General features: G+C 47.9%; 2 protein-coding genes. Both read left to right on the forward strand.

Annotated features, from left to right (window positions below):
* Nucleotides 1-493, forward strand: a 493-nt coding sequence (locus R7127_RS26230) for an ABC transporter permease subunit (RefSeq protein ID WP_318148686.1), incomplete at its 5' end; no start/stop codon positions are given.
* A complete protein-coding gene (gene artM / locus R7127_RS26235; protein WP_005455704.1) occupies nucleotides 490-1,158 on the forward strand; it encodes an arginine ABC transporter permease ArtM in 669 nt (222 codons plus the stop codon). The genes R7127_RS26230 and artM, both read left to right, overlap by 4 nt.
* Nucleotides 1,159-1,367: the final 209 nt, after the last annotated feature.

Genomic DNA, 1,367 nt, shown 5'->3' on the forward strand with positions numbered 1-1,367 from the left:
GTTGTTCATCTATTTTGGTTCGACTCAGGTTCTGTTTTTAATCACCGGAGACTTTATTGAGGTTAGCCCGTTTTTGTCTGGTGTGGTGGCGTTATCGTTGATCTTCGCTTCCTATGCTTCTCAAACTCTGCGCGGCGCATTAAAAGCCGTAGGCAGAGGACAGAGAGAAGCTGCAAGCGCACTCGGTATCAGTCAGTTTCACGCGTTTGTGCGCATTGTGTTGCCACAAGCCGTGCGACATGCGCTTCCTGGCTTAACCAACCAATGGTTGGTTTTGCTAAAAGACACGGCGCTGGTTTCTTTGATTGGCGTGACGGATCTGCTGAAACAAGCTCAGCTTACGTCGGCAGCAACGCACGAAGCGTTTACTTGGTATGCGACGGCAGCGGCGATTTACTTAGTGATCACGCTTATCACGCAGCGCGCGGTCAAAGTGATTGATAAGAAATTCTCAATCCAAGGCATGAGTGTGGGGCAGGAGGCGAGCGCATGAACGAACAACATGTATGGCAAATGCTGGATGGTTTAGGCACTAGCCTTCAATTAACGGCTGCGTCTTTGGCTGTCGGCTGTATTCTTGCACTATTGATGACCTTGACGTTGATTCTACGCACCCCTGGTTTGCACTGGGTAAGCCGTGGCATCATCACGCTGTTTACTGGGACACCGTTGCTGGTTCAGATTTTCTTGGTCTACTACGGCCCGGGTCAATTTGATGCAGTAAGAGAGAGTGTGCTGTGGACTTGGCTGAGCCAACCTTGGTTCTGTGCCATGTTAGCGTTGGCATTAAATACTGCCGCGTACAGTACTCAGCTTTTCAAAGGTGCGTTTAATGCGATTCCTTCAGGTCAATGGCAAGCGTGTCGTGCGCTGGGTATGAACAAAAGTGCCACGTTACGTGTGTTACTTCCTTATGCGATTCGCCGCGCGGTGCCTGCTTACTCAAACGAAGTGATTTTGGTGTTCAAAGGTACGTCTTTGGCAAGCACTATCACCATCATGGACTTGATGGGCTATGCTCAGCGCATTAATGCTCAAACCTACGATACATTAATGGTCTTCGGTGTAGCAGGCGCGTTTTATCTGAGCGTGAACGGGATTCTGACGCTTATCTTCCGCCAAGTTGAGAAGAAAGCTCTGGCTTTTGAAACCGTATAAATACCAAACCATTGTTGATTTAAGTTCATCACATCTTCAATTTCACCATGCCTCTGCGACTGACTCTCTGGTAGGGGCATTTTTTCTTTCTCTTCTCTTGTTTTACCCGGAAGTGGAAAACTGCGCATCTTTCACCAAACTTAAGTGAGTAGATTTTTCTGGGTTGTAACATGGAACGACGACATTTTCTTGCGTTATGGACATTGATG

The organism is Vibrio sp. 1159 (assembly GCF_033340395.1).
GTDB lineage: Bacteria > Pseudomonadota > Gammaproteobacteria > Enterobacterales > Vibrionaceae > Vibrio > Vibrio alginolyticus.